Origin of the sequence: Micromonospora sp. WMMC264 (genome assembly GCF_027497275.1) — a bacterium.
GTDB classification, from domain to species: Bacteria; Actinomycetota; Actinomycetes; order Mycobacteriales; family Micromonosporaceae; genus Micromonospora; species Micromonospora chalcea.
On sequence record NZ_CP114907.1, the window covers coordinates 3,015,602 to 3,035,443 of the forward strand.

Sequence of the window (19,842 nt, forward strand, 5' to 3'; positions counted from 1 at the left end):
TCGGCGCGTCAGCCGCGGCCCAGCAGGCGCAGCGTGTTGCCGCCGGCCACCAGGGCGCGCTCGTCCGGGTCGAGGCCCGCGCCGCGCAGCGCCGCCTCGACCCGCTCCCGGGTGGTCTCCCGTTCGGCGACCGGCCAGTCCCCGCCGACGACCACGTGGTCGACCCCGAGCAGGTCGGTGGCGAAGCGGATCGCCGACGGCGCGAAGCCCATGGTGTCGGCGTACACGTGGGCGCGACGGCCGGGCGCGCTGAGCAACGCGCCCTCGTCGGTGGCGGCGGCGAGCGCCAGGCCGGCCACCCCGAGCATCGGGAAGACCACGTGCAGGCCGGGCAGCGCGGCCAGGGCGCCGCCGGTGAGCAGGGACAGCAGCGCGGCGGCGTTGATCGTGCCGCGGGCCAGCGACGTGCCGAGCCGGCCCAGGCCGGCGAACTCGGCGGTCAGCGTGGACCTGCTGATCGGATGCGCGAAGACCGGCACACCCAGCTCGGCCGCGGCGGACAGGGTGGGACGGGCGGCCGGGTCGCCGAGCAGCCGCCCGTCCGCGGCGGCGCAGTCGACGACGACGCCCGGCAGGCCCAGCTCGCGGACGGCCCGGACCACCTCCCCGGCGGCCGCGTCGCCGCCGAAGGCGTCGATCGTGGCGAGCCCGGCGAGGCGGCCCGGGTTCGCGGCGACCACGGCGGCCAGGTGGTCGTTGAGCCGCCGCAAATCGTCCGGCCGCGTCCGTTCGCCGTGCGGGGTGACCATCGCCGGCGGGGCGCTCAGGACGCGCAGGTCCACGCCGTGCCGGCCGGACTCGGCGAGCAGGCCGTCGAGGTCGGCGACGCGCCGGGCCGTGTCGGCCCAGCGGGCGGCGAGCACGCCGGTGGCGTTGTGCGGCAGCACCGCGGGATAGTCCGGACAGGCGTGGTGGGTGTGGAAGTCGGCGATGAGCATCAGACGTCGAGGAACGTGTAGGTGAAGCCGCGCTCGGCCCGGCGCACGTACCCGGCCGCGGGGAACGGGAAGTGCGCCGGCACGAGCAGGTCACCCGAGTCGGCGGCCCGTTCCAGCAACCGGCGGCGCTGGTCGGCGGAGTCGCCCGGCACCACGCAGTAGCGGATGCTCCACTCCGGCCGTTCCAGCTGGACGCCGTGGTGCAGCATGTCGCCGGCGAACAACGCCCGCTGCCCGGCCGACTCGACGACCAGGTAGACGTTGCCGGGCGTGTGACCGAACGCGGGCACCAGGTGCACGTGCGGGGACAGGACGTGGTCGGCCTCGATCAGGTCGAGCACCCCGGCGTCGCGCAGCGGCAGGATGCTGTCGGCGATGTAGTCGCCGGTACGCTGCATGGCCCGCGCGCCGTCCGGGCCGGTCCACCAGTCGAACTCCTCCCGGACCACCAGGTACCGGGCGTTGGGGAAGGTCGGCTCCCAGCCGCCGCGGCCGTCCGCGCTGGTGGCGAAACCGACGTGGTCGACGTGCAGGTGGGTGAAGACGACGGTGTCGATGTCGCCGAGCGACACCCCGGCGCGGGCGAACTGTTCCAGGAACGGCCGGTCCGCCCGGTCGAACACGCCGCCGTTGCGCGGTTTGCCGTTGCCGCCGCCGGCGTCGACCAGGATCAGCCGGTCCGGCGTACGCAGCAGGTGGGCCTCCTGGTTGAGCAGGATCCGGCCGTCGTGGGTGAACGGCTCCCGGGTGTAGAACGCGCCGTCGGTCCACGACTCGGTCGCCAGCTGCGGGAAGAACTCGGCCGGGTCCACGAAGTAGTCGACCTCGCGAATCGGGAAGACCTCGACCTCACCGACTCGGAAGGACCACAGCGGGCCCTCGCCGCCGCCGGTGTCGGTCCATCGGGCGTTGCTCATACCATCTCGCTCTCGGGGGTACGGCGGACCTGCGTCCACACTCGGGTGCGCAGCTCGCCGAAGCGGGCGGAGGAACGGGTGCCGATCTGTTCCCGGTCGGCGGGCAGGTCGACCGGGATGTCGGCCTGGACGCCGGAGACGCCGGCGCCGAGCACCACGACGCGCTGACTGAGGTAGACCGCCTCGTCGATGTCGTGGGTGACGAAGACGATGGTCATGCCGTAGCGCTTCCACAGCGTGGCTACCAGGTCCTCCAGGTCGGCGCGGGTCTGCGCGTCGACGGCGGAGAACGGCTCGTCCATCAGCAGCAGCCGGGGCCGGTAGGCGACCGCACGGGCGATCGCGACGCGCTGCTGCATGCCGCCGGAGAGCTGCCAGGGGTACGCGTCGCCGGCCGCGCCGAGTCCGACCGCGTCGAGCGCGTCGGCGACGAGTTCCCGCCGCCGCGCCCGGCTCAGGTCCAGGTGCCGCAGCGGCAGCTCGACGTTCTGCCGGACCGTCTTCCAGGCGTACAGGCTGCGGCCGTACTCCTGGAAGACGACGCCGAGGCCGGGCGGCGGTTCGGTGACCGGACGGCCGCCGAACCGGACCTGCCCCACGGTGGCCGGCAGCAGCCCGGCGACGATCTTGAGCAGGGTGGTCTTGCCGCAGCCGGACGGGCCGACGAGCGCGACGAACTCGCCCTCGGAGACGGTCAGGTCGATCGCGGTCAGCACCTCGACGGTGCGTTCCCGGGCCCGGTAGGTCTTGCCGATCCCGGCGATCTCGAGCAGGGAGGTCATGGTCGCTCCGTGAGTTGTCCGGTGTGGCCGCGATGCCAGCGCAACGCGCGCCGCTCGACGAGCTCGAAGAGTTTGGCGAGCCCGAACCCGAGCAGGCCGATCAGCAGCACCCCGCTCCACATCTGCGGGATGGCGAAGCTGCGCTGGAACTGCACCACTGTGAAGCCGAGCCCGTCGGTGCTCATCAGCATCTCGCTGACCACCATCAGGATGATCGACAGGCCGAGGGCCTGCCGGGCGCCGGCGAAGATCTGCGGGCTCGCGCCGCGCAGCACCAGCAGGTGCCGGGTGCGGCGCGGCAGCCGGTACGCCGCGGCGGTCTCCAGCCCGACCTCGTCGGCGGCGCGGACGCCGTCGGCGGTGTTGAGCAGGATCGGCCAGACCGCGCCCACAGTGATGACGACCAGCTTGGTCGTGTCGCCGATGCCGACCGCCACCAGCAGCACCGGGATCAGCACCGGGGCGGGCAGCACCCGGAAGTACGCCAGCAGCGGGCCGGTCAGCGCGCGCGGCACCGCCCACCGCCCGATCACGAAGCCGAGGACGACGCCCGCGGCGAGCGCGATCGTGTAGCCGGCGGCGAGGCGCCACAGACTGGGCACCACGTCGCGGACGAACGTGTCGGAGAACCACACGTCCCGGAACGCCTCGACGATCGTGCGCAGCGGCGGCAGGAACACGTTGGTGCTGCCGTCGCTGGCCACCCACCAGGCGGCCACGAGCGCCGCGGGCAGGCCGAGCGCGTAGCCGAGGGCCTTCATGCCAGGGCCTCCCGGCGGGTCGCCACGTGCCAGTGCAGCAGCCGCCGCTCGGCCAGCCGGGCGAGCTGGTCGAGGCCGATGCCGAGCCCGCCGGTGAGCAGCACCAGCGCGTACATGCCGGTGGACTCGCCGGACTCCTGGCTGCTCCAGATCATCTCGCCGAGCCCGGCGGCGCCCATGACCAGCCCGCCGGTCAGTGCGAGGGCCAGCGCGACCGAGACGATCAGGCGCAGCGCCGTGCCCAGGTACGGCAGCACCGTGGGCCAGGTGACGTGCACGATCCGGGCCAGCCGGCCGAGCCGGAAGGCGCGGGCGGTCTCGACCGCCACCCGGTCCACGTCACGCAGGCCGTAGAGCACCTGGAACACGACGATCCAGAAGCAGGACACGGCGACCAGCAGCACGGTGATCTGCCGGACGTCGAGCACGAGCACCAGGACCGGGATCAGCACGATCGACGGGACCGGCCGCAGGAAGTCGAGAGTGGAGGAGGTGGCCCGGCGCACCTGGGGCACCGAGCCGAGCGCGAACCCGGCCAGGATGCCGGCGGCCAGCGCGATGACCAGGCCGACCGCCACCGCCGCCAGCGTACGGCCGGTCGCCGTCCAGAACCGTTCCTCGGTGAGCAGGCGCAGCGCCTCCGGAACCACGGCGCTCAGCGGCGGCACGTAAGCCGGGTCGAGGAACAGGCGGGCGAGGATCTCGTAGGTCGTTGCAGCGCCCGCCAGGCCCAGGGCGCCGAGCCACCCCCTTCTCACTTGAGGATCAGTTCGTCGAGGTCAGGTGTGGTGGTGATGAGCCCGTCGCGCTGGGCGTAGCCGGCGAGCTTCTCGGCGGCCTGCCGGCTGACCTCGTCACGCAGGCCGGTCAGGGTGATCTTCGCGGCCACCTCCGGCTTGATCTCGGTGAACGTGGGGATCTTCGCGCGCACCTCGTCCTCGTGGTCGCGGGCGTACGCGTACGCCTCCCGCACCGCGTCCCGGAACGCGGTGACGGTCTTCGCGTTCTTCGAGGTGTAGGAGCCGGCCGCGTACCAGGCGGAGACCGTGAGGTCGGGCGCCAGGTCGGTGAATCCCCAGCCGACCGGCACCGCGCCCTGTGCCTTGGCCGCCGACAGGAACGGCTCGACCACCCAGGCGCCGTCCACCCGGCCGGTGCTGACCGCGGCGGGCGCCTGCGGGAACGGGATCTCGACGAGCTTGACCTTCGTCGGGTCGCCGCCGTCGGCGCGGACCGCCTCGCGGGCCGCCGCGGCGGCGATGTTGGTGAGGACGTTGACCGAGACGGTCTTGCCTTCGAGCTGCTTGGCGCTGGTGATGCCGGAGTCGCCCTTGACCACCAGGGCGCCGTAGTCGGCGCCCTCCTTGCCGGTGGACGCGGACGCCGGCACCACTGCCTTGACGTCGAGGCCCTTGGACCGGGCCACGATCAGCGTGGTGAGGTCGCCGGTGGCGAAGTCGACCTTGCCGGCCAGCACGGCCGGCACGGAGGTCAGGTCGGAGGTCTCGGTGTCGACCTCGACCTTGAGGCCGTGCTTGGCGAAGATGCCGCGCTCCTGGGCCAGGTAGATGGGCGCGAGGTGGCCCAGCGGCGACGAGGCGAGCCGGACGGTGGTGAGGCCGTCGGCGCTCGCCGCGGCGGGCTCGTCGTTCCCGCCGCAGGCGGCGAGCGACGTGGTGAGCAGGACGGCGGCGAGGGCGCCGGCGATCCGGCGGCTACGGGTGGTCATGCGGTCGGCTCCTCAAAGCGCAGGCGCAGGTCGAGGTCGTGGACGTGGTCGGGGAACGGCGCCGGGCCGCCGAGCGGCTCGGCGCCGATGCTGGAGACGGCCGCCTCCTCGATCGCCACGACGAGGCTCGCGGCGTGCCGGGCGGAGTCGCCGGCGACGAGCAGGCCGTGGTTGCCGAGCAGGATCGCGTACGTGCGGGGGTGCGCCGCGAACGTCTCGGCGATCGACCGCACCGCCTCCTCGGTGCCGCGTGGCGCCCACGGCGCGACCGGGATGTCGACCGGCTGGCCGTGCACCAGCAGGGCCTCGTACCGGGCCGGCAGCGACACACCGGCGAGGGCGTAGCTGGTGGCGTACGGCGAATGGGTGTGGATGACGGCGTTGACGTCGGGCCGGGCCTGGTAGACGCCGATGTGCATCTTCAGGATCGCGGCCACCGACGGGCTGGGCGTTCCCTCGTGGACGGTCCCGTCGAGGCCGACCACGACGACGTCGTCGTTGACGGTGCGCAGCGCGGGCGCCGCGACCCGCAGGTCGTCGGCGGGCCACGGGCGCAGCAGTTCCCCGGCGTTGACGAGGAGGCGGTCGTCGTGGCCGGGAATCCGGACGCTGATGTTGCCGTGTCCGCTGGCCGACATGGCCGAGGCGGCGAAGAGCTTGTTGATGCCGGCGGTCAGGTCGACGCGGGCTTTCTGGACAGGGTCGTGCTGAGTCATGGCGTGTCGGGCCTTAAGGAGTCGGCCGTGCCCAGGAGGGCACGACGAGGCGACGTGTGCGAAGCGAGCCGGTGGGGCTCAGCGGCGACAGAGCGCGCTGGAGGTACGGCCCTGGTCGAGGGCTCGTCGGGTGGTCAGCAGCGCGGGCATAACCCTACTATAACCCTAGGGAATGTAGGCGATCAAGGGGTGCCCGGCCCGGCCCCCGCGTGACAGGATCGGTCAGGTGCCCAAGGTCAACGTTTATCTACCCGACGCCCTCGCCGACCGCGTCCGAGACGCCCGACTGCCGGTCTCCCGGATCTGCCAGACCGCGCTGACCCAGGCGCTGGACGGCGCCGTGGGCGCGACTCACGAGACACCCACCACCCGGGCGCTGCCCGCCGGGCTCACCCTGACACCGCCCGCCAACCACCACGTGGCGGCGATCCTGCACCAGGCGTACGCCCTCGCGTCCGCCTCCGGCGCGGGCACGGTGGAGCCGGTCCACCTGCTGCGGGCCTTTCTCGACGAGGGCGAGAGCCTGGTGTTGAACACCGTCGAACTGCTCGGCTTCCCCGCCGCCACGATCCGCGCGGCCCTGGGCGAGACCCCCGCCACCACGGCGACGCCCACCGAGCCGGCCACCTCGCCGGCCACCCGGGCGGTGCTGGCGGCCGCCGCCGAGCAGGCCACCGCGCACGCCTCGGCCGTCACCACCGGCAGCCACCTGCTGCTCGGGCTGCTGCGCGACGACGGCGAGGCGGGCGCCGCGCTGCGCCGCACCGGGGTGAGCGCCGTCGTCACGCCCGCCGCGCTCTCCGCCCTCTACTACGGCGTCGCGTTCGGGCGGATGCTGCCCGGACGCGACGCCGACACGACGGTCCTGCGCGTGATGATGCACGACGTCCTCGACCGCCTCGACCGGCTGCAGAAGCGGCTCGACGCGACCGACGCCTGACGGCGCCGGGCGGAACGTCGATGCTGAGCGCGCGGGCGCCGGCCGAGACGCGACGCGGGTGCGGTCGACGACCGCACCCGCGCCACTGCCTCTGTCCTCCCCGTTACCCCTCGAGCTGGTACAGGGTGGTTCCCTCGTCAGCACCCACCGGCGCCCGGCGGCACCGGCGAGCTTCTTCCGGGCGTGGCGGCCAGTCCCGGTAGGGCAGCAGGGTCAGGCGCCACGCCAGCCGTGCGGTCAGGAGCAGACCCAGCGGCGGTAACAGCCAGGCGACAGCGTCGCGACGGCGGTAGGAGACCAGCGGGGCGACCGCGACGACGAACAGGGACGGAACAACCACCCCCAGCACGTCGCTCAACGGGCCGCTGCCGAACACCGGATCGTAGATCAGGGCCTCCAGCGACACGTACGCGAGGAGCACCAGAATCAGCACCACTCCGGTCAGGGCCACACGGGCCCTCGGTGAGCGAGGGCGTCGAGGCTCAGGAGCGTCACCCTGAACCGTCGGCGAACCCGTCGTGGTCGTCCTCCTGGCCATCATCACGTCCAATAGTATCCAGTGTGGTAATTACGATAGTGATTCGACCGGTAGGTCAGCCACCAGCCGTAGAACCACGGCGTGATCCACTTCGTGTACTTGTACCGGTACTTGATCCGTGCCCGATACTGATAGTCGGTGTAGGTGAAGCGCACGGAATACACCTTGAAATCGCCCCAGCCGTACCTCTTGACCACGACGCAGTTCACCCGCTCCACGTCGCGGGTCCGGTACTGCATCTGCATCCGGTGGAAGTCCAGCCACGCCTCGTCGCCGATGACGTCCATGAGCGCACGACCGAGCCAGTTCAGCTGGCTCTCGTACCAGGGAGACGTGTACAGGACCCTCGACCACCGGATGTACGACGCACGGTATCCCGTCCAGGCCCAGCCGGGGATGTAGCAACGGCACACGGCCAGGCCGGAGGTGTCCGACTCGTTGACCGGATCCTGATTCGCGTACTCGTACGCGTTCGCCGACCCCGCGTAGACCCGGTCGGCCGTCAGGAAGCGCCCGGTCGCCGGGTTGAACAGCCGCACGCCCATGAGCACGAGGCCGGCCGGGTTCCCCCCGTCCCGGAAGGCGGCCCCCAGCCAGCCGTAGCGGCCCGCCGACACGCTGCCGGTGCGCGCCATCCCGAACTCGTCGGTCTCGTGCACCGCGGAGATGCCTGTCGCGGCGCCCTGGATGGTGGCGACGAAGTCGCCGTGCAGGTTGCGCAGCTTCCAGTCGACGGTGCCCGAGGCGCCGAGATAGATGCCGACGGCATCACCGAGACCGGAGAGGTTGCGCGTGTACGACGTGCCCTCGGAAGTCCAGCTCGGAGCGTCGCTGTCGTCGGCGTAGTGATGCGTCTGCACCGTCACGACCGCGCCTGACGTGGTCTGGACCCTGCGGAACCTCGTCAGCATGACGTCGAGGGTGTACTCCGCCTGCGTGGTTCCCGCGACGATCTGCCGCACCATGTCGTTCGTGTAGTAGCCGACCGTCGCGGCGGTGCCGGTGGTGGTGTCGGCGGCCGCCACCGCTGTCGTACGACCCAGCAGGTCGTACGACGTGCCCGAGGAGATCAGCCGGTCCGCGTCGTCGTACTCCCAGGTCCGGGTCGACGCTGCCGTGCTGCTCTGGCACACGCCACCGCCACCGGCGGCGTAGTTGTCCCGCTGGGTCCGGTTACTGGCGTTGTCGAACTGGTAGACCCGGGTGGAACAGGCGCCCGAGACGGTGTCGCGGACGGTCGACAACCGGCTTGCCTGGTCGTAGTCGTAATGCTGCTGGGAGAACGTCGACGTGCTTCTCCGCTGCTGCTTGTGCGGGCTGAACGCCGCCGTCTCCCGGTAGACGGTGCAGTCGGCCTGCCCGCAGCCGGGGCGGCGGTAGGAGACCTCCACGGTGTTACCGGCCTCGTCGCCGGCCGTCTCCGCGACGATGCCGTTCGGCCACGTCTCGCTGATCAGCTCGCCGTCCGGGTCGTACTGACCGGTGAACGTCCCCGCCTGGCTGTCGATCAGCTTCGTCGCCAGACCGCGAGCCTCGCCGGCTGTGCCGTACTCGAACGTCTGAGTGGCCTTGCCGTCGTCGGCGACGGCCACCCGCGACATCACGTCGTACGTCCTGGTGGACACGTTGCCGTCGCTGTCCTGGTAGGAGGTCTCCCGGCCGAGGTTGTCATAGCCGCGGACCACCTCCGCGAGGACTGTGGACCCCGACATCGACTGGGTACGCGCCAGCAGGCCGCTCTGCTGGTGGTACTCCAGCCGGGACGTGTCCACCGTCGTACCGAGACCCGCCGCGGTCGTGACCGTCGTGCCCCGCACCCGCCCCGCGGCGTCGTACGTCACCGTCGTGGTGCGGAGCTGGGCACCCGCCTTGGTCTTCTCGACCAGGGTACGGACCTGCTGGTACAGGTCGTAGGTGCGGACCGTCACCCGCAGCGGAGCCGAGGCCGGCGACGTGCCGGCGTGCTCCGTCCGGCACAGCAACCCCGCCCATTCGGCACGGTTTCCGCATTCCGGGTACGTCGAGTTGGCCGCCGAGGTGTAGTACGTGCTGGTCTTGGTGGCCGCGGTGGTGTCGACGCTTCCGCCTGACGGCATGGTGCTCGACGTCACCCTTCCCGCGGAGTCGTATCGGGTCCACGTCGTCAGATCCAGACCGTCCGGGTCGACGGTCGATCCGATCGCCTTCCGCAGATCCCAGTCGTACTGCGTGGTGGTGGTGCGCACGTCGGCGTCGACGGTCTGGCCGGCGTTGACGTAGCTGACGGAGGAGCTCGTGGTGGTGGTCAGGTTGAAGGGGATGTCGGTGGCGGGCGCGCCCTCGTCGTACGTGTGCCGGCTGTGTGCCCGGCCCCGGACGACGACGTTCGACGACAGCAGCACGTCGTGCTCAGGTCCGAACGTCTCGACGAGCTGCTGTCCGTCCTCGGAGTAGACGCTGACGGATGAGAGCGAGGCGGCTGTCGCCGCCTCCACCGTGGCGGTGTCGGACGCCGAGGCGTCGAGGGCGCGACGGCGGTTGCCGGCACTGAGTTGACGTACCGTGTTGCCGTAGTCGTCGTACCAGGTGGTGGTCAGGTGTCCACCCGGCTGCGCGACGTTCACCATGCGGGCGTTGGCGTCGAGGTACGTCACCGAGGCGCGCTCGTAGGAGGCGGGTAGCGTGCCGGTCACCGGGTTACCCGTCGGCAGTTGGGTGGGTGGGAACACCGCTGTGGCATCCGTGGGCTGCTCGGTCTGACCCCACCGGTTGGTCTGGGTGGGCGACAGGTCGTACGGCGCTCCGCTGCCGGAGACCGGCACTCGGTAGACGACCGTCTCGACCGCCGTTCCCGCCGTCAGGGCCGAACGAGTGACCTTCGACAGCCGGCCCGCTCCCGGGTCGTCCGGCAGGGTCGTGTAGGTGAACTGCCAGGGTTCCAGCGCCGGCGGCGCCAGCGAGGTGATGACTCCGTTCGAGTCGTAGGCGTACGTGGTGCGCAGTGAGTGGGCGCCACTGCCGTCGGTCCAGTCCACGCGGGGGTCCCACGCGGCACGAAGACGCCCGGCGCTGTCGTAGGAGTAACGCGCGAGGGTCACCGTGCGCATCGCAGGGGTGGCGAGGTCCGGATCCCACGCGGTGAGGCTGATCTGCGTCACCCGCCCGGTGTAGTCGCCCCAGGCGCCGTCGGCCGTTCCCGTGGCGGTCGTACCGGTGGCATAGGTGAAGTTCAGCGCCCGGCAGCCACGCACCAGGGTGGTACAGGTGACGCCGTCGGCCACGGGGGCGAGCACCCGGGTCGGCCGCATGACGTCCTGCCCGCCGACGGTGACCTTCTGCCACGAGTACGTGGTGGTGGTCCCCGACCCGGGCGACCGGGAGGCGGTCGGGGTGAACACGCCGGCCGGGTCGGTCGAGCTCCGCCCGAAGGTCACCACGTTCCCGTTGCCGTCGGTCAGCGTGTAGACGTTACCCGTCGTGCTGTAGGTCAGCTTGTAGGACTCGGCGCCGATCTGTGGCTCGAACGTGGTGCCGGCGCTCGTCGCCTTGGCGAAGCCGATCGTCGAACCGTCGGGCATCCCGACCTGGACGATGCTGCCGTACACCGTCAGCCGGGTGTACGGCGCCTCCGAGGTCGAGACCGCCGTGCTGGAGACCCAGCCGGGGCCGAACATCGGATCCACCCCGCCCGGCTGGCGGCTGTTGTAGGTGCGGGTGACCGAAAGGTCGTTCACCGAGGCGTCCTGCTGGCTGATCTGGTAGTTGCCGGTGACCAGGTTGACCGAACCCGGACCGACCTGAGCGGTGTCGGCGGAGGCGAGGTTCCGGTCGAACCGGAACTTCACGTTGTCGGCCGGAGCCCCGTTGCTGCTCAGATTGAAGTAGGCGCGCACCTGTACCGGCCCGTCCCGCGGGATGCTCGCCGGGTCGACCGAGGCGAGGGTGGCGGCGACGTCCCAGTTCAGTTTGGGGGCCACCCCTGCGGAGAGGGCGACGGGCCAGGTGACGGCGCCACCGCCGGCGGCGTAGGTCACGTGGGCGGCGGGGACGGCGACCCAGGCGTCCGAGCCGGCACGCCGCCACTGGTACGTGGCGTCCCCGAACGACGGCGCGGCAGTCGAGCCGAGCGCCACCCTGGCCCCTGTGACGTCGCCGACCTTCGGCGAGGTGACCGCGCCGTTGCCCACCTTGAACGGGTAGCTGCGCACCTCGGTCACGTTGTTGGCCGAGTCGCGGGTACGCGCCCACACGTTGTGCCAGCCCGGTGTCAACGGGGTGATGCTGACCGTCGCGCTGGCGCCCGGCGTCGCGGTGTTGACGACCTTGTTCAGGGTCTGCAGGTCGAGGCTGTACTCGTAGGCCGCCGCGTCGGCGACGCCATTGGCGTCGAAGGTGAAGCTGCCGGCGACGTTCGCGTCACCGCCCCACTGGTTCTCCGGGTACGTGGTCGAGCTGACGATCGGCGGGCTGCCGACCGAGGTGTCGACGGTGAACTCGCAGAATGCCGACCAGGCGCCGTTGACCGTCCCGTCATTGCCACGAACCCGCCACTTGTACGAGGTGTTGTGGGTCAGGGCGGCGGACGGCACGGTGGTGGCGAACGTCGAGCCGGAGGCGGCGGTACCGGTGATCGCGCTGCCGAGCTTGGTGGTGCCGGCCAGCGTCCACCACTCGAACTCGGCCTTGACCGTCGACCCCTCGGCGTCGGCGACGACCGACCGAAGCTGCGGAGTCGCGGTGTTGACCTTCGGCCGGGAGGCGCCGGTCACGCAGGCGGTGGCCGGCACCGTGGAACGGGTGCCGACGGTCGGGTACGAGTTGTAGTTCACCACCGCGTACGGCACCTGGCTGCTGTCGGTCGCGTTGCGGGAGCGGAACTGCTTGAAGCTGTTCAGGCTGGTCTCGTCGGTACCGCGGACGCCCATGTAGGCGGTGGACTGGTTGGCGTTGGCCGCCCGCTGGAAGAAGGACGTGCCGCTGATGCTCACCCAGCCGTCGGCACATGCCGTGCCACCCTTGGTCTGGTTGGAGGTGGCCTCCTGCTGCACCCAGGTCGGCTGGGATCCCCACCGGGTCGCCGAGGAGGCGGCACCCGTGGTCCAGATCTCCCACGAGGTGGCGGTGCAGGTGTGCGACCAGAAGTTCCAGAAGTTCACAGTGGCCGAGGTGATCTGCTTGCCCTTCAGGGCGGACACACCCCAGTGGACGAACGACCGGGCCTTGACGTTGGGCGAGCCGGACAGAAGACCGAGCTGAAGATCGTTCGCTCCGCCCCGGTCGACGTTGTCGCCCTCCTTCACATACGTGTCGAACGTCGTGTAGAGCGGGTTGATCTGCGGGTCGATCGTCACCGGGTACTGGGTGGCCGGATCCTTCAGCCACGCCAGGTCCGGGTTCAGCCGCATGACCAGACCGCCGGTCGCACGGGCCAGGCGGCTGGCGGGCCGCTCCGACTTGGCCGCCACGACCGCCCGCCGGACCGGTTCGTCCGTGCCGGGAGTCCGCCGGGCGTCCCACATCTCCGGCGCCGGTACGGCAGCGACCGCCCGGCCTCTGGCGTCCTTGAGGACCAGTCCGCCCGAGGTGTCCTGGGTGAACGAGGAGAATCCCTTGCCGGTCAGCGGAAACGTCAGCGCGGGCAGCCGGTCCACGGCCTCCCGGTTCTTCACCGTGAGGAACTGGGCGAAGCCGGTCCGGGTCGCCTCGACCACCAGATCGACACCGGCGGCCACCTCCGGATAGGTGGCGCGGTTGCCGGTCAGCATCGGCGCCGGCAGCGCACCCGGCCAGCCCATGGTCAACCGGCCGTCGCCGACGCCGACCGCGGCCAGCTCACCACCGTCCTTGCGGGCGCCGGAGATCCGCAGATCCGCGGGGTGCGCCCGGGGCCGCACGGAGCCGTCCGCCGCCGTCTGGAGTGTGAGGTCGACCGGAACCCACGTGTCGTTCTGCCGGATCCGCACCGGGCCGGCGTGAACCTTGGCCTCGACATGGCCGTCGGGATGGGCGACGTACTCGGCGGTCTCCGTGGTCATGCCGGTGACGCGGACCTGCTGGCCCGTCATCCGTGCGGTGACCAGGGCGGCCATCTCGTCCGGTCGTTCCAGCACCTCGGCTGGCGCCTTCGGCGACGGAGCCGCCTCGGCCCGTCCGGCGGGGACGTCGCTCATGGTGACGGTCAGTACGGCCACCATGGCGAAGGCCGTCAGGCGGCCCCATCGGGCACTTCTCGGGTTGGCGCAGTCCTTGACTGCACCGGATTTCGGCACGCGCGCAGGAGCCACTACTGGCCCTCCCCCGTGTTAGACGGCCTATGGAAAGGCGAACAGTACGGCGCGCAGGAAATTGACGTCAATGAAAACTTTTCGTTATACCACCGGGCGCACGAAGGCAAGGCGCCCTGCGTAGGGATTTGAGCGCTTCAGGCGATTGCGACGAGTTGAAGCGGCCGGTCCGGATTCGTCTGTTGCGGCGCGGAGGGGCGGGCAACGCCGGCACGACCACCGGGCGGGCGAACGCGATCCGGAAGACCGATAATTCGGCAATTGAGCCGGGTGGACGCCTCGGCGTATTAGGCGTTCCTCGATATGTGCCGACGTACCCGGAAAGGCGAAGCGAGTCGAGAGGATCTCCGCCTCTCGGAGCGGACGGCGGCATGCGTCACTCAGGCCGCCACCCCGGTCGACCAGCGCGAAGTCGCGTCCACACAGCGGACGTTACATTGACACTTTTCGTTACGCTGGTGATAGTAACCGCACACCGACACCACCAAGGGCGCCTACGCGTCAGTCGCTGGAGGATCCATGAGAAGGAGATCGAGAATCTACGCGGGACTGGCGGCCGCCGTCGTTTCGGCCGCCTCTGTGACCATGACGTTCGGCGCGGCGCCCGCGGGCGCCGCGATCGGCGGCTCCGGCCCCTACCCCGCCGACTACGAAACCTCGTCCACCCTGGCCAACCACACCATCTTCCGGCCCCAGACCCTCCCGTCCGAACGCCTTCCCATCCTGGTCTGGGGCAACGGCGCGTGCTCGGCCAACGGCCTGTCCCAGGGCAACTTCCTCCGCGAGATCGCCTCCCACGGCTTCCTCGCCATCGCCAACGGCGCGCCGAACGGCTCCGGCTCCACCAACGCCCAGATGCTCACCCAGTCCATCGACTGGGCGGTGGCGGAGAACTCCCGGTCGGGCAGCAAGTACTTCAACCGGCTGGACACCACGAAGATCGCCGTGGCCGGCTTCTCCTGCGGCGGCCTGGAGGCGTACGCCGTCTCCAACGACCCGCGCGTCACCACGACCGGCATCTTCAGCAGCGGGCTGCTCAACGACGCCGACGACTACCAGTTGCGCCGGCTGACCAAGCCCATCGCGTACTTCATCGGCGGGCCCAGCGACATCGCCTACCCCAACGCCATGGACGACTGGGGCAAGCTGCCGTCCGGGCTGCCCGCGTTCATGGGCAACCTGAACGTCGGTCACGGCGGCACCTACGACCAGCCCAACGGCGGCGAGTTCGGCCGGGTGGCGGTGCTCTACCTGAAGTGGCGCCTGAAGGGCGACGTGGGCGCCGGGGCCAACTTCGTCGGCCCGGACTGCGGCCTGTGCCGCACCCAGTGGACGGTCCAGCAGAAGAACCTGACGCTCGACCCGCCGCCCACCACCACGCCACCCCCGACCACGCCACCCCCCACCACGCCGCCGCCCACGACTCCCCCGCCCACTACGCCGCCGCCCGGCGGAGGCCCGTCCTGTTCGGCCGCCTACGTGGTGCAGGACCAGTGGAACGGCGGGTTCGTCGCCACCGTCACCGTCACCGCCGGCACCACCGCGCTGACCGGCTGGCGGGTGACGCTCGCCCTGCCGGGCGGCGCGTCGATCAGCTCGTTGTGGAACGGTGTGCCCAGCGGCACCAGCGGCACCGTCACCGTGGCGAACCAGAGCTACAACGGGCAGGTCGGCGCGGGCCAGACCACCACCTTCGGATTCCAGGGCGCCGGCAACGGCAGCGGCGCCACCGTCACGTGCGCCGGAAGCTGAGACGCGACTGACACGGCGGCGACCGGCCCGGCGGGAGGTGAGTAACGTCTCGCCGGGCACCGGGCAGGTGCCGGGCCGCCGTCGCGGCCAGTGCGCGCCCGCCGCCGGAAGGCCCCTGCTAGCGCGATCGGCAGGGGCCTTCCGCGATCGCGCGGCGCACCGAAATGCCATGTGCCGTAAGGGTTCCGGCCATGTCGACGAAGTTGACATAGTGGATGGGTGAGCTAGGGTTCCGCCCGGATGGTTGTCACCGGGACAGGGTCACCACGAGGACGGCATGACGGCACAGTGCAGTGGCTTCGACATCCGCTTGCTGGGCCCCCTCCGGGTCACGTACGCCGGGCAGGAACTGACGCTGCGGTCGGCCCAGCGCCGGGCCGTCTTCGCCGCGCTCGCCCTCACCCCGCAGCGGGGACTGTCCAAGGACGAGCTGATCGCCGCCGTCTGGGGCGACCGACCGCCGGCCAGCGCGCAGGGCAACCTCTACACGTACGTCTCCGCGCTGCGCCGGGTGCTCGAACCCGATCGCGACCGCTGGTCCTCCGGCGGCGTGCTCACGTCCGAGGGTGGCGGTTACCGCCTGCACGTCGCGGCGGACGCCGTCGACGTCCACCGCTTCGAGCGCCTGCGCGAACGCGCCCGCACGCCCCGCGCCGCCGGTGACGTGGCCGGCGAGCTGGCCGCGCTCGACGCCGCGCTCGCCGAGTGGCGCGGTGACGAGGCGCTGGTCGGCGTCCCCGGGCCCCGGGCGGCCAGCCAGCGTGCCCGGCTCGGCGAGCTGTACCTGACCTCGGTGGAGCGGCGGGCGGAGCTGATGCTGGGCCTCGGGCGCGCCGCCGAGGTCGTCGACCGCCTGCTCTCGCTCGTCGAACGCCACCCCGGCCGGGAGAGCCTGTACGCGGTGACCATGCGGGCGCTCGCCGCGCAGGGCCGCACCGCCGACGCACGCGCGCTCTACGCCACTCTCCGGGACCGTCTGGTGGCGGAGTCGGGCACCGAGCCCGGCGCCGCCGTCCGCCAGATCCACGAACAGATGCTCGGCACCGATCCCACCGCAACGCGCGGACACATCCCGGCGCCGCCCTCACTCCCCGGCTTCCAGGGGCGTACGGCTGCGCTGGCCCGGCTGCGGCAGGCGGTCACCGCGCTCGCGGCCGGGCGCGGGGGCAGCGTCTGGATCAGCGGCGAGGCGGGCATCGGCAAGTCGGCACTGCTCGCCGAGGGGCTGCGCGACGCGGCGCCGCTCGGCGTCCAGGTCGGCTGGGGCGTCGGCGACGAGCTGGCGTACCGGATGCCGCTGAGCATCATGCTGGAGTGCCTGTCGCTGGGCGACGACGCCGGCCTGCCCGCCTCGCTGCACGACTGCTCCGGCGGGGCGCCACCGACCATGACGGTCGTCGACACGGTCCAGCGGTTCGTGGTGGCGCGCTGCGCCGAACGGCCGCTGCTGCTCGTCCTGGACGATCTCCAGTGGGCCGACGACCTGTCCCTGCTGGTCTGGCACGCGCTGCACAACCTCACCGGGCGGCTGCCGTTGCTGCTCGTCTCCGCCTGCCGCCCGGTGCCCGCCGGCTACGAGGTGCGGCTCCTGCGCAGGGTGCTGCCCCGCAACGGCACCGCGCTCGTCGAACTCGGCCCGCTGGACGACGACACGGCGACCCGGCTGGCGCGTTCCTGGACCCGCCCGCCCGGCCCGGGCGCGGACACCGTACGCGCGCTCGTCGCGGCCGCCGCCGGCAATCCGTTCTATCTCCGCCAGCTCGTGCTCGCCGACCGCGACGGCCGGACCGCCGACACGCCCGGGCCCGAGCTGACCGAAGCCGTCAACCGGCACCTGCAACCGCTTGCCGACGACACCCGGCAGCTGCTGCGGGCGATCGCGTTCCTGGGCAACAACTATCTGGTCACCGACCTCGCCGCGGTCACCGGCAAGTCGGCGCCGCAGCTCGTCCCGGCGGTGGAGGAGGCGCTCGCCGCCGGGGTGCTCGTCGAGGACGGCCGCCGCCTGCGGTTCCGGCACCCGGTGATCCGCCGGGTGCTGCGCGGCGCGATCCCGACCGCGCTGCGGGTGCTGATGCACAGGCAGTTCGCGCAGCGGATCGCCGAGGCCGGCGGCGACCTCGGCCGGGTCGCCGGCCAGCTGCTGGCCGGGCCGGTGCCGGTGGACGCCTGGGTGCAGGGATGGCTGACCGCCCACGCCGCGCAGCTCAGCGCCGCCGCCCCCGCGCCGGCCATCGCGGTGCTGCGGCACGCCGTCGCCTCACCGGGCCTCTCCGCGTCGTCCCGCGAGTTGCTCACCGCGCAACTGGCCCGGGTGCTGCACCGCTGCGGCCTTCCCGCCCGGGCCGAGGCGATCTGGGTGTCGGCGCACACCGGGGACGCCGCGACGCGCGCCGAGATGAGCCGGATCGCCGGCTCCGACGACCCGCCCCGCAGCGCCGGGCAGGCCGTCGTCGGCCGCTCGTGACAGACCTGCGCGTCAACGTCCTGGGGCCGGTACGCGCCTGGCGCGGCGAAGCCGAGATCGACCTGGGACCGGCCCGGCGGCGGGCCCTGTTCGCGATGCTCGCCGCCAACGCCAACCGGCCGGTCACCCGGGGCGAGCTGATCCGGGCGCTGTGGGGCGGCTCCGTGCCCCGCGCCGCTGCCGGCAACGTCTACACGTACGTCTCCGGCCTGCGGCGCAGCCTGGGGACGGCCGGCGGGCGGCTGCTGTCCGGCCGGGCCGGTTACACGCTGCGGCTCGAACCGGGCGCGCTCGACGCCGACCGGTTCGTGTCGCTGTGCGAGGCGGCCGAGGCGCCCGCCGCCGCGGGCCGGCCCGGCGAGGCGGTGGCGCTGCTCGACGAGGCGCTCGCGCTGTGGCACGGCGACGCGTACGCGAACGTGGCCGCGCTGTTCGCGGAGCTCGACCGGCACCGCCTGGCGGAGCTGCGGATCGCCGCGGCGGAGCGGCGGGCCCGGCTGATCCTCGACGGTGGGTGTGACGAGAGCCCGATCGCCGACCTGACCGCCCTGGTCCGCGACCACCCGCTGCACGAGCCGTTCCACGAGCTGCTGATGCGCGCGTTGCACCGGGCCGGTCGCGGCACCGAGGCGCTCGACGTCTACCACGCGGCGCGCCGGGTGCTGGCCGACGAGCTCGGCGTCGAGCCCGGTACGGCGATGCGCGAGCTGCAGAGCCGGATTCTCACCGAGTCGGGACCGACCGCCGCGGTCGCCGTCGTCGCCCGTCCGGTCGCGCCGCGTCGCCGCCGCCTCGTCGGACGCGACGGCGAGCTGGAGCTGCTGCGCGGCCTGCTCGGTCAGGCGCGCGAGGGACGCAGCGCGATCGTGTGGATCGAGGGTGAGCCCGGCATCGGCAAGTCCGCGCTGCTGGACGCGGCGCTGCACGAGGCGCGGACCCTCGGCCTGCGGGTCGCGCGTGGCGTCGCCGAGGAACTGAGCAGCCGTATCCCGCTGCACGTGATGCGGGCGGCGCTGGGCGAGGAGGCGGTACCGCACGACGAGCCGGGCGCGGCGCTCGACCGGGTGCTCGCACACGTCCGTCGGCTGACCGCCGCCGGTCCGCTGGTGCTGGCCGTCGAGCGCCTCCAGTGGGCCGACGAGGCGAGCCTGCTGGCCTGGGAACGGCTGGCCGCGCTGACCCGGTGGCTGCCGTTGCTGCTCGTCGCGACGACCCGGCCCGAGCCCGGCCGCCGCGACCTGGCCCGGCTGCGGCGGGGCGTGGCGACACGTGACGGGCACCTGATCCGGCTCGCTCCCCTGCCCCGGGCGGACATCGAGCAGATCTTCGGCACCGCGGTGGGTGTCCCGCCCGGCGCCACGCTGCGGTCGCTCGCGCCGCTGACCGGCGGCAACCCGCTGTACGCGCGGGAGCTGGTGAGCGGTCTGGTGGCGGAGGACGGCGTACGGGTGGTCGACGGGCTCGCCGAGGTCGACGCGCGGGCCGACGGCATGCCGCGCTCGCTCGTGGACACCGTCCGGGCCAGCCTCGACCACCTCTCCCCCGGCGCCCGGGAGGCGCTGCGGTACGCGGCCCTGCTCGGCGACGAGTTCGCCGTCGCCGACCTCGCCGCGGTCACCGGGCGGACGCCGTTCGACCTGATGGCCGACCTGGAGGAGGCGGTCGCCGCGACAGTTCTCGTGGGCGCGGGCCGCGAGCTGGCGTTCCGGCAGCCGGTGCTGCGGCGGGCGCTCGCCGGGAGCATCCCCGCCGCGCTGCGGCCGACCCTGCACCGGTACGCGGCACAGGCGCTCGCGGACAACGGCAGCGCCGCCGCCCGGGTCGCCGGACACCTGCTCGCCGGGCCGCCCGAGGTCGACGACTGGCAGGTGGGCTGGCTCGTCGCGCACAGCGAGGAGCTGTTCCGGCAGGCGCCGGGGCCGGCCCGCGAGTTGTTCCGCCGGGCCCTGGCCAGCGGCCGGTGCGCGCCGGAGCAGCGGGAGACGCTCGCCGCGTTCCTGGACGGCCTGGGCGGCTAGCGCCGTTCCTGGACGGCCTGG

General features: G+C 72.4%; 13 protein-coding genes. 4 read left to right on the forward strand and 9 right to left on the reverse strand.

The genetic code is table 11. The features are described 5' to 3' along the window. Positions 1–8: 8 nt before the first annotated feature. Genes O7542_RS12975 through O7542_RS13005 form a run of 7 tightly spaced genes read right to left on the reverse strand, consistent with a single transcriptional unit; the run spans position 9 to position 5,843 of the window. On the reverse strand, positions 9–938 hold the full coding sequence (locus O7542_RS12975; protein WP_209961482.1) for an amidohydrolase family protein: 930 nt from the start codon (positions 936–938) through the stop codon (positions 9–11). Then, the gene (locus O7542_RS12980) at positions 938–1,855 is read right to left on the reverse strand and encodes an MBL fold metallo-hydrolase (RefSeq protein WP_051610992.1); all 918 of its coding nucleotides are present in this window, start codon (positions 1,853–1,855) and stop codon (positions 938–940) included. The genes O7542_RS12975 and O7542_RS12980 overlap by 1 nt, the downstream gene beginning before the upstream one ends. Then, positions 1,852–2,637, reverse strand: a complete 786-nt coding sequence (locus O7542_RS12985) for an ABC transporter ATP-binding protein (RefSeq protein WP_043324780.1) — start codon at positions 2,635–2,637, stop codon at positions 1,852–1,854. Before O7542_RS12985 ends, O7542_RS12980 begins: the two co-directional genes overlap by 4 nt. Continuing rightward, entirely contained in the window at positions 2,634–3,398 is a 765-nt protein-coding gene (locus O7542_RS12990; RefSeq protein WP_073829906.1) for an ABC transporter permease subunit, read from the reverse strand. Before O7542_RS12990 ends, O7542_RS12985 begins: the two co-directional genes overlap by 4 nt. Beyond that, positions 3,395–4,156, reverse strand: coding sequence for an ABC transporter permease subunit (locus O7542_RS12995; protein ID WP_281606298.1), 762 nt, complete (start codon positions 4,154–4,156; stop codon positions 3,395–3,397). Before O7542_RS12995 ends, O7542_RS12990 begins: the two co-directional genes overlap by 4 nt. Next, entirely contained in the window at positions 4,153–5,127 is a 975-nt protein-coding gene (locus tag O7542_RS13000; RefSeq protein WP_064446294.1) for an ABC transporter substrate-binding protein, read from the reverse strand. Before O7542_RS13000 ends, O7542_RS12995 begins: the two co-directional genes overlap by 4 nt. Continuing rightward, on the reverse strand, positions 5,124–5,843 hold the full coding sequence (locus O7542_RS13005) for a class II aldolase/adducin family protein (RefSeq protein ID WP_051610994.1): 720 nt from the start codon (positions 5,841–5,843) through the stop codon (positions 5,124–5,126). Before O7542_RS13005 ends, O7542_RS13000 begins: the two co-directional genes overlap by 4 nt. A gap of 226 nt (positions 5,844–6,069) precedes the next feature. Between O7542_RS13005 and O7542_RS13010 the strand changes: the two genes are divergently transcribed. Next, a complete protein-coding gene (locus O7542_RS13010) occupies positions 6,070–6,783 on the forward strand; it encodes a Clp protease N-terminal domain-containing protein (protein ID WP_281606299.1) in 714 nt (237 codons plus the stop codon). 103 nt (positions 6,784–6,886) lie between these two features. On the opposite strand, the gene O7542_RS13015 is transcribed toward O7542_RS13010, so the two are convergent. Both O7542_RS13015 and O7542_RS13020 read right to left on the reverse strand, forming a co-directional pair. After that, positions 6,887–7,234, reverse strand: coding sequence for a hypothetical protein (locus tag O7542_RS13015; RefSeq protein ID WP_064446297.1), 348 nt, complete (start codon positions 7,232–7,234; stop codon positions 6,887–6,889). An 89-nt stretch (positions 7,235–7,323) separates the two neighbouring features. Then, the gene (locus O7542_RS13020; protein WP_281606300.1) at positions 7,324–13,470 is read right to left on the reverse strand and encodes an RHS repeat-associated core domain-containing protein; all 6,147 of its coding nucleotides are present in this window, start codon (positions 13,468–13,470) and stop codon (positions 7,324–7,326) included. Positions 13,471–14,103: 633 nt separating this feature from the next. On the opposite strand from O7542_RS13020, the gene O7542_RS13025 reads away from it, so the two are divergent. The 3 genes from O7542_RS13025 (at position 14,104) to O7542_RS13035 (ending at position 19,821) form a co-directional block, all read left to right on the forward strand. Continuing rightward, on the forward strand, positions 14,104–15,336 hold the full coding sequence (locus O7542_RS13025; protein WP_281606301.1) for a cellulose binding domain-containing protein: 1,233 nt from the start codon (positions 14,104–14,106) through the stop codon (positions 15,334–15,336). A 277-nt stretch (positions 15,337–15,613) separates the two neighbouring features. Next, the gene (locus O7542_RS13030; protein ID WP_281606302.1) at positions 15,614–17,803 is read left to right on the forward strand and encodes a BTAD domain-containing putative transcriptional regulator; all 2,190 of its coding nucleotides are present in this window, start codon (positions 15,614–15,616) and stop codon (positions 17,801–17,803) included. Next, entirely contained in the window at positions 17,800–19,821 is a 2,022-nt protein-coding gene (locus O7542_RS13035; protein ID WP_281606303.1) for a BTAD domain-containing putative transcriptional regulator, read from the forward strand. The genes O7542_RS13030 and O7542_RS13035 overlap by 4 nt, the downstream gene beginning before the upstream one ends. Positions 19,822–19,842: the final 21 nt, after the last annotated feature.